Source organism: Amycolatopsis sp. H20-H5 (assembly GCF_035828755.1).
Lineage (GTDB): Bacteria > Actinomycetota > Actinomycetes > Mycobacteriales > Pseudonocardiaceae > Amycolatopsis.
Map to the genome: position 1 here is coordinate 1 of NZ_JAYMZS010000204.1, position 8616 is coordinate 8616.

General features: G+C 70.3%; 7 protein-coding genes. 1 reads left to right on the plus strand and 6 read right to left on the minus strand.

The window, feature by feature from the left end; genetic code table 11:
- Positions 1–52: 52 nt before the first annotated feature.
- The 6 genes from QMK34_RS45875 to QMK34_RS45900 form a co-directional block, all read right to left on the minus strand.
- A complete protein-coding gene (locus QMK34_RS45875; protein WP_326421219.1) occupies positions 53–1939 on the minus strand; it encodes a beta-N-acetylhexosaminidase family protein in 1887 nt (628 codons plus the stop codon).
- A gap of 120 nt (positions 1940–2059) precedes the next feature.
- Positions 2060–3688, minus strand: a complete 1629-nt coding sequence (gene groL / locus QMK34_RS45880; protein ID WP_326421220.1) for a chaperonin GroEL — start codon at positions 3686–3688, stop codon at positions 2060–2062.
- A 246-nt stretch (positions 3689–3934) separates the two neighbouring features.
- Complete coding sequence (locus QMK34_RS45885; RefSeq protein ID WP_326421221.1) at positions 3935–5473, minus strand: serine/threonine-protein kinase; 1539 nt, start codon at positions 5471–5473, stop codon at positions 3935–3937.
- A 66-nt stretch (positions 5474–5539) separates the two neighbouring features.
- A complete protein-coding gene (locus QMK34_RS45890) occupies positions 5540–5746 on the minus strand; it encodes a cold-shock protein (RefSeq protein WP_326421222.1) in 207 nt (68 codons plus the stop codon).
- A gap of 105 nt (positions 5747–5851) precedes the next feature.
- On the minus strand, positions 5852–6475 hold the full coding sequence (locus QMK34_RS45895; RefSeq protein ID WP_326421223.1) for an AIM24 family protein: 624 nt from the start codon (positions 6473–6475) through the stop codon (positions 5852–5854).
- A 2-nt stretch (positions 6476–6477) separates the two neighbouring features.
- Positions 6478–7155: a TIGR00266 family protein gene (locus QMK34_RS45900; RefSeq protein WP_326421224.1), complete on the minus strand. Its 678-nt coding sequence runs from the start codon at positions 7153–7155 to the stop codon at positions 6478–6480.
- A 94-nt stretch (positions 7156–7249) separates the two neighbouring features.
- Between QMK34_RS45900 and moeA the strand changes: the two genes are divergently transcribed.
- Positions 7250–8455, plus strand: coding sequence for a molybdopterin molybdotransferase MoeA (moeA, locus tag QMK34_RS45905; RefSeq protein WP_326421226.1), 1206 nt, complete (start codon positions 7250–7252; stop codon positions 8453–8455).
- Positions 8456–8616 lie beyond the last annotated feature (161 nt).

Here is an 8616-nt window from a genome sequence, read left to right on the forward strand (position 1 = left end):
GTTTAACGCCGTGATGGTGGCCTTCAGGGGCAGTGGAATTGTGCGACGGTGGTCACCGTCTGACCAGGCCCGGTGCGTCGGCGATGAACTTGTCGAGTACCCCGTCCGCGACCTTGATCGGCCCCTGCGGCCGGGTGGTGCCCGGAATGGTGTGGATAGCCGACGCTTGCGCGGCCAGTTCGGCCGCCCGCTGGAACGCCTTGTCGTCGCCGGAAGCCAGACCATCCACAGTGGACTTCAGCGCCGCGCCCCACAGCGCGAGCGCGTCCAGCCACGGCTTCGCCTCCGCCGCGAACGCGGGATCGGCGACCCCGGACCGGATCCGCGCGGGCGCGCCAGCAAGTAGCTCCGCGTAGTTCTTCAAGTCCCGCAACGGTTTCCCGGCACGGATGGCGTCCGTCTTCGCCTTCAACACCGGCGCCTGCGGCTGCCAAGGGGTGTCCCCGAAAGTCGGCGCCAGGTGCTGGGTGTCGAAGAAGGCGAGCAGCGCCTCGGTCGTCCGCCGATCGCCGCCGGACAGGTAGTCCGCCGCGGCGCGCCACGTACGGGCCGGGTCGTAAGCCGTGTCGTTCCAAGCGAACGAGGCGCCACCGAACAGCGCGACCTTGCTCGCCGACGCCTGGTTCATCGGGTTGAGCACGATGCCGCCAAGAGCCTCGTGCAGCCCGGCCTCACGCTTGTCGTACGGCGCCAGCAACAGCCGCCCAGCGGTCTGGCCGTAGTCGTTCACCGGATAATTGTCCCACAGGAACACCTTGCGGCCCCACACTTCCGACGCCTTCTCGGCGTCGGCGACGCTGATCGACGGGGGCACCACAGCGGTCCCGGTCCACTGCACGACGACGCGCTTGTCGAGCGTCTCCCGCAGCACCTTCTTGTACGGCGAATCGGCGATGTCGGAGTACTCGGTCGGCACCATCTGCAGCGGCTTCGCGTCCGCGAGGGTGTCGAGACAGCCTTGGACCGCGTTGAGCAGATCCGCCTGCGCCCGCCCGGCCGCGGCCTGCCCGGGAGCGCCGTACTTCTGCTGGTCGTTGTCGCAGTTCCACTTCGTGTAGCTGATGTCGTCGAGTGCGACGTAGAAGCTGCGGGCGCCCACCGCGTGGAGCGACGCCAGTTTGTCCTTCAGCTTCTGGACGTCCGCCGGGTCGCTGTAGCAGATCGAGAGCCCCGGCGAGACCGCGTAGGTGAACTGCACGTGGTGCGTCTTGGCCGCGTCGACGAGCTCCTTGAGCGACGCCAGGTCTACGGCCGGGTACGGCTCGCGCCACTTGTCGCGCAGGTAGACGTCGTCCTTCGGCGTGTAGATGTAGGTGTTCGCCTTGACGTCGCCGTAGAAGGCCAGCTGGTCCAGCCGGTCGGCGTGCGACCACGGGGCGCCGTAGAAGCCCTCGATACTGCCGCGCAACGCCATCAGCGGGTGGTCGACCACCGACACCGCGGCGATCCCCGCCTTCCCCACGAGCTGGCGGAAGGTCTGCGCCGCGTAGTACGTCCCGTCACCGTCGTTGCCCGCTAGCGCGACCACGCCACCTCGGCCGGAGGCCTTGCCTGCCAGCGAATACCCCTCGGCCGCGAGCTCCGCGGGACGCGTTCCGCCCGCTTCGCTCAGAGCTTGCGAGACAACCTGGTCGTCGATCGCGCCGACGACGACCTTCAGCGCACCGCGTCCGCCGAGCCGGATATCACGGGCGCCCGCACGCGTGAGCGATTGGCGAACGAGGGCCTCGGTCGGCGCGTCGACACCCTTGCCGAGCACCAGCGCGACCTCGCGCGGGACCCGGATCTCCCGGCCGTTGGGCGTCATCTGCTGGGGCGAAGGGGTCACGACGGGCAGGGGTGACGGGCGCGACTGGCCGGTTGACGCGCCTGCGGGCGTCACCACCACCGCGGCCACGACCAGGGCGAGTACAACGGCAAGAACGGAACGCGGGGACACGGGACCTCCTCGGTAGCGGTCTGGTCCAGACCAACACGGAGATGATCCACAAGTCAAGCAGGCACGAAAAAACCCGGCCCGCCGAAGCGGACCGGGCTCTTTTTCGCCTTGGGGCTGGACTCAGAAGTCCATGCCGCCCATGCCACCGGACGGGTCCGCGGGAGCGGAACCGGCCTTTTCGGGCTTGTCGGCGACGACAGCCTCGGTGGTCAGGAACAGCGCGGCGATGGACGCGGCGTTCTGCAGCGCGGAGCGGGTGACCTTGGTCGGGTCCGGCACGCCGGCGGCGAGCAGGTCCTCGTAGACACCCGTGGCGGCGTTGAGGCCGTGGCCGAGGGGCAGGCCCTTGACCTTCTCCACGACAACTCCGCCTTCGAGGCCGGCGTTGATGGCGATCTGCTTGAGCGGAGCCTCGACCGCGACGCGAACGATGTTCGCGCCGGTGGCCTCGTCACCCTCGAGCTTCAGGCCCGCGAACGCGGCTTCGGCAGCCTGGAGCAGAGCCACGCCGCCACCGGCGACGATGCCCTCTTCAACAGCGGCCTTGGCGTTGCGCACTGCATCTTCGATGCGGTGCTTGCGCTCCTTGAGCTCGACCTCGGTGGCGGCGCCGGCCTTGATGACGGCAACGCCGCCGGCCAGCTTCGCCAGACGCTCCTGGAGCTTCTCGCGGTCGTAATCGGAGTCCGAGTTCTCGATCTCCGCGCGGATCTGGTTGACGCGACCCTGGATCTGGTCGGCGTCGCCAGCACCCTCGACGATGGTGGTCTCGTCCTTGGTGATGAGCGCCTTGCGAGCGCGGCCCAGCAGGGAGAGGTCGGCGTTCTCAAGCTTGAGGCCGACGTCCTCCGAGATGACCTGACCACCGGTGAGGGTGGCGATGTCCTGCAGGATCGCCTTGCGGCGGTCACCGAAGCCGGGCGCCTTGACGGCGACGGACTTGAAGGTGCCACGCATCTTGTTGACCACCAGGGTGGCAAGGGCTTCGCCCTCGACGTCCTCGGCGATGATCAGCAGCGGCTTGCCGGACTGGATGACCTTCTCCAGCAGCGGCAGCACGTCCTTGACGGTGGAGATCTTGGAACCGAACAGCAGGACGTACGGGTCCTCCAGCTCGGCTTCCTGACGCTCCGGGTCGGTTACGAAGTAACCGGAGATGTAGCCCTTGTCGAAGCGCATGCCCTCGGTGAGCTCGAGCTCGAGACCGAAGGTGTTGCTCTCCTCGACAGTGACGACGCCTTCCTTGCCGACCTTGTCGAGCGCCTCGGCGATGAGCTCGCCGATCGTCGTGTCGGCAGCGGAGATCGAGGCGGTAGCAGCGATCTGCTCCTTGGTCTCGATCTGCACGGCCATCTTGTGCAGCTGCTCGATGACGGCCTCGACGGCCTGCTCGATGCCGCGCTTGAGGCTGATCGGGTCGGCGCCGGCGGCGACGTTACGGAGACCTTCGCGAACGAGGGCCTGCGCGAGCACGGTGGCGGTGGTGGTGCCGTCACCCGCGACGTCGTCGGTCTTCTTGGCAACTTCCTTGACGAGCTCGGCCCCGATCTTCTCCCAGGGGTCCTCTAGCTCGATTTCCTTGGCGATGGAGACACCGTCGTTGGTGATCGTCGGCGCGCCCCACTTCTTCTCGAGCACGACGTTGCGGCCACGAGGGCCAAGCGTCACCTTGACGGTGTCGGCGAGGATGTTCAAGCCGCGCTCAAGACCACGGCGGGCGTCCTCGTCGAACGCGATCAATTTGGCCATTACGGTGTGGTCCTCCGGTATTCGGCGCTGCCGCCACGGCTGTGTGCCGGCGGCAGCAGGAGACACGTCCTCGGCCAGGCTCGGTGCCCGCGACGGACGACTCTCTCCCGAGGAAAACCCCCGAGGCAGAGCCTCACCGTCCCGACCTTCAGGCGAGCGGTCGGTGACCGCCCGTCTGGCACTCGACGGCGTCGAGTGCCAATGTCGTGTTTAGCACTCGACGGGGGAGAGTGCAAGAAGCACAGGTCAGGAGCTCGGCTTGATCGGGATCGAGGGAGGCGGCGGACGCAGCGAAGTGGACGGTGCGGAGGTGCCGGAGCCGCCGGGACCGACCGGGATGTTGGGCGCGGTGGTCTGCGTGCCAGTGCCACCGCTGCCCGAATCACCGCCGAACAGGAAGATGCCGCCGACGACCAGTGCGGCCACCACGACGAGCCCGACGATGATCCAGAGCCACTTGCCGCCGCCGCTCTTGCCCTGCTGGAACGCTCCGGCGCCGCCCGCGGGCGCGGGCGGGCGCAGCCGGACGGGGTCCCCGGGCGGGCCGTAGCCCTGCTGGGGCATGCCCTGCTGGGGCATGCCCTGCTGGGGCATGCCCTGCTGCTGTGGATAGCCGTAACCCGGCGGCGGACCCTGCTGGTATTGGCCGGGCGGCATGCCCTGGGGTGGCATGCCCTGCTGCGGGGGCGGGCCCTGCGGATAGCCGTACCCCGGCGGCGGACCCTGCTGCTGGCCCGGCGGCGGACCCTGCGGGGGGCCTTGCGGCGGCCCCTGCTGCGGGTGACCCTGCTGGCCGTATCCCGGCTGTTGTCCTCCGTACGGATGCACGGGACCCCCCTCTCCCTGCGGCGCCGGATGCGGCCGCCCCTGCTGCGCATTCTGCTGGTTGCGGCCCGCGGACGACAGCGGAACGGGCGGGCCCGCCGGCTCCGTCATCGACGCGGCCTGGCCGAGCGCCTCGCGCGCGGCGGCGATCATGCCCACGCAGCTGGCGTAGCGGTCGGTCGGGCTCTTCGCCATCCCCTTGCGGATGACCTCGTCGATGGCGCCCGGCAGCGCGACCACGTGCGCTATCGACGGGGGTTCCCCGTTCAGGTGACCCTTGATCACCGTCTGGACGTCACCCCGGAAGGGCGGGGCCCCGGTGAGGCAGGCGAAGAGCACGCAGGTGAGCGCGTACTGGTCGGTGCGGCCGTCCAGCGGCTCGCCGCGCAGGTGCTCGGGCGCGGCGTAGGTGGGCGAGCCGAGGAAGTCCCCGCCGCGCGTGCGGTGCCCGGTGGCGCCGCGGCGGGTCAGCCCGAAGTCGGCGACGTAGACGTGCTCGCGGCTCGTCTCCTTGCTCGTGACCAGCACGTTCGCCGGTTTGACGTCGAGGTGCACGAGACCGCGGTTGTGCAGGGTGTCCAGCGCGTCGGCGACCTGGTCGAGCAGGGCGAGCGCGCGCGACGGCGAGATCGGGCCGCCGGAGATCAGCCCGGCGAGGTCACCGCCGTCGACCATCCGCATGGCGATGTAGAGCATGCCCTCGAGCTCGCCGAAGTCGTACAGCGGCACGACGTTCGCGTGGTCGATGGCGGAGGTGTTGCGGGCCTCGTCGACGAACCGTTCCCGGAACTCGGCGTCGGCGCCAAGGTGCTCGCCGATGATCTTCAGCGCCACCTTGCGACCCAGCCGCACATCGGTGGCCTTGTAGGTCACACTCATGCCGCCCTTGCCGAGCACCCCGTCGATCCGGTAGTTGCCCAGCCGGCGACCGGTGAGGTCCCCCGACACATCGCCTGTCACGCAGCGCAGCCTAACGCGCGGGATTCGGCAGCCGCTGCCGGTTCGCCCAACCGGTAGCCGGCGGCGCTACGGGACCTTCCGGACGTCGGACGCCTGACTGCGCCCGTCGCGGCCGGACTGGACCTCGAATTCCACCCGGTCACCCTCGTCGAGGGTGCGGAATCCGTCGGACTGGATGGCCGAATAGTGGACGAAGACGTCCGGGCCCTCGGGGGACTCGATGAAGCCGTAGCCCTTTTCCGAGTTGAACCACTTGACGGTGCCGACAGCCACGGCGCCCTCCTCCGGCAGCGACGCGAAGAGCAGCGGACGACGCCCCACCCGCGGCTCGGAAGTGCGTTTCAGGCTACCGGATTCACCCGAGCGGGCAAGAGCCGTTCACCCGTGCGAAAGGCGTCTGTTCCTGGCCTGTACCAGCACCGTGCCCGGTCCGGCGAAGTCCAGCGCGAGCCCTTCGCCGGTGCGGACCGACTGCGGCCCGGACGGGTCGACCGCGCGCAACCGGCATTGCAGGGTGTCGGGGTAGGCGAGCAGGAAGTCCGGCCGGACGGTGACGAGCTCGCCCGCGGCGAGCTCGAAGGCGTCGACCGGGCCCGGGGCGGAAAGCACGAGCGGACCGGTGCCGCTGAAGTGCTCGAGGAAGCCGGAGTCCGCGCCGAAGAGCTTCTGCAGGGGCGCCCAGCCCTGGTCGAGCCGGACGCTCGCCGGGCGCGCGAGGATCGCCTCCCGCGAGACCGACCAGCCGACGGTGCCGTCGAGCTCGAGCGGGTAGACGTCGCCGGGCCGCAGCGGCGCGAAGTCGATCCAGCCGCCGTCGGCGGGCGCGTTGAACACCGACGGGATGCCCTTGCCCGCGCGGGAGCCGCCGCGGGCGGGCGTCGTCTCGGTGACGCCGAAGCTGCTCGCGAGCATGGTCTCGCCGTCGGCCTGCACGGCTTCGCCCGGCGACAGCAGGACGCGGACGACGCCGAAGTTGGGGGTGTGCCTCGTGTGGACGCGCATGGTCAGCGGCTGGGGATGTGGGTCGTGATCCAGCTGATCAGCGACGACGGGTTGCGGGTCTGGGTGAGGATCTGGCCGGGGCCCGCGAAGTCGAAGACCAGGCCCTCGCCGCTCTTCATCGACTGGATGATGCCCGAGGCCACCTTGCGGATCTGGTACTGCACGGTGTCGGCGTAGGCGACGACGTGCCCGGTGTCGATCGTGACCATCTCGCCCGCCTGCAGCGTCATGGTCTCCAGCGCGCCGTAACAGGCGACGACGAGCGGGCCCTGCCCGGTGGCGTGGGTGAGAAAGCCGCCCTCGCCGCCCACCAGGTTCTTCATCCCGCCCCATTTGGTCTCGGTCGCCACGCTGTGGGCGGACGCGAGCCACGAGCCGCGCGTGACGCACCAGCCGGTGCGGCCGTCGAGGGTGAGCACCTGGATGTCGCCGGGCAGGTTGGCGGCGATGTCGACCCAGCCGCCGTTGGGCGGGGCGGTGTAGGTGGAGATGAAGAACGACTCGCCGGACAGGATGGCGCGCCCGAGGCCCTTCATGATCCCGCCCTGCGCCTGGGAGGCGACCTGGACGCCGTAGCTCATCGCCATCATCGCGCCGGCCTCGACCTGCGCGGGTTCACCCGGCGCCAGCATCAGGCGGGCGACCGCGAACGAGGGCTGGTGGCGGACCTGTACCTGCATGACCTTCTCCCCTGGACACGGTGATCGACGCGCAGAGTCTCGCACGAGCGCGTCGTCCTGCCGCCCCGCCGGGTCACGGGGCAGGATGGGCCGCGTGATCTCAGTCGACGAGTACCGCGAAACCGTGACGAAGCTGCTGGGCGAGGCGCCGCCGGTCACCCTGGGCCTGGCCGAGTGCGCCGGGCTGGTGCTGGCGGCGGACGTCCGCGCCGGGGTGTCGCTGCCCCCCTTCGACAACTCCGCGATGGACGGGTACGCCGTGCGCGCCGCCGACATCGCCGGTGCGAGCCCCGCGCAGCCGGTGACGCTGCCGGTGGCCGACGACATCCCCGCCGGGCGCACCGACGTCGCGCCGCTCGCGCCGGGCACGACGCACCGGATCATGACCGGCGCCCCGCTGCCGCCCGGCGCGGACGCGGTGGTGATGGTCGAGGACACCGACGGCGGCACCGAGACGGTCCGGATCAGCGCGGCGCCGGTCGCGGGCACGCACCTGCGGCGAATCGGCGAGGACGTCGTCGAGGGCACGCTCGCGCTGAAGGCCGGAACCGTGCTCGGGCACGCGCGGCTGGGGCTCGCGGCGGCCGTCGGGCTGGCCGAGTTGTCGGTGCGGCGGCCGCTCAGGGTGGTCGTCGCCTCGACCGGCTCCGAGCTCGTCGACGCGCCGAACCCTTTGCGGCACGGGCAGATCTACGAGTCGAACAGCATCATGCTGGCGACCGCGATCCGCTCGGTGGGCTGCGAGGCGGTCGTCGTGCGCAGCGTGGTGGACGACGTCGACGAGTTCCGCGCGGTGATCGAGCCCAAGCTGGCCGACGCCGACCTGCTGGTGACGTCCGGCGGGGTCAGCGCGGGGGCGTACGAAGTGGTCAAGGACGCGCTGAGCGGGCAGGGTGTGGAGTTCCGGAAGGTCGCCATCCAGCCCGGCGGGCCGCAGGGCTGCGGGCGCTGGCTCGGCGTGCCGGTGGTGACGCTGCCGGGCAATCCGGTGAGCGTGCTCGTGTCGTTCGAGGCGTTCCTGCGGCCCGCGCTGCTGCACGCGCTCGGGCACACGGGCGTCGACCGGCAGCGCGTCCGCGCCCGGCTGACCGAGGCGATGACGTCGCCGTCGTCGCGCCGCCAGTTCCGGCGCGGCTTCTACACCCACGCGGACGGCGAGGTCACCGGCATCGTCGGCCCGCGCGGCGGCCCCGGCTCGCACCTGCTGGCGGCCTTCACCCAGGCCAACTGCCTGATCGTGCTCCCGGAGGGCACCTCCGACGTCGCCGAGGGCGACGAGGTCGACGTCCTCCTGCTCTAGCCGAAGGTCCCTGAAGGCCACCATGACGGCGTCTAACGCCGTCATGGTGGCCTAATGGGGTTTGTTCGGGTCGGGTTCGTAGGCTTGGGCGTGGTGGCTGGTGGTGGGTGAGCACTCGTGTGGCCAGGGTTTTGTGAGACCTTCCTGAAGACCGTGCCCTC

Coding starts and splice junctions, on each gene's coding strand:
- groL (WP_326421220.1), bottom strand. CDS start 3,688: ATGGCCAAATTGATCGCGTTCGACGAGGACGCCCGCCGTGGTCTTGAG.
- QMK34_RS45895 (WP_326421223.1), bottom strand. CDS start 6,475: ATGCGCGTCCACACGAGGCACACCCCCAACTTCGGCGTCGTCCGCGTC.
- QMK34_RS45900 (WP_326421224.1), bottom strand. CDS start 7,155: ATGCAGGTACAGGTCCGCCACCAGCCCTCGTTCGCGGTCGCCCGCCTG.